We start from the raw sequence: 294 nt of genomic DNA, 5'->3' as shown, positions 1-294 counted from the left end.
CGGGAAGCGCTCGCGGGCGCTGGCAATCGCGGCAGCCGCGGCTTCTTTGGCGTAGCCCTGGCCTTGCGATTCTGGTGCGAATCGGTAGTAGAGGTTCAGGACTTCTTCGTCGGCTTCCTCGCTGTGCCGTACCCCGGTAAAGCCGATGGTCGCGCCGTCGAGGGTGCGTACCGTGTAGTAGCCCAACTGCTGCTCAGCCCAATTGTTCTGCCACGAGCGCGCAAGCTCGACAGCCTCATCGCGGGTCTTCATTGTCAGCTCGGGGCGGTGCTCGTAGGTGCGGGGATCTGAGTG

The 294-nt window shown here is 63.9% G+C and carries 1 protein-coding gene; it reads right to left on the bottom strand.

The window, feature by feature from the left end; all coding sequences use genetic code 11:
* On the bottom strand, positions 1–294 hold a 294-nt coding region (locus tag HMPREF2617_RS06105; protein ID WP_141763018.1), incomplete at both ends, for a GNAT family N-acetyltransferase.

It is taken from the genome of Corynebacterium sp. HMSC070H05 (genome assembly GCF_001837615.1).
In the GTDB taxonomy this organism is placed as follows: Bacteria; Actinomycetota; Actinomycetes; order Mycobacteriales; family Mycobacteriaceae; genus Corynebacterium; species Corynebacterium coyleae.
This window is presented reverse-complemented; position numbering and strand designations above follow the sequence as displayed.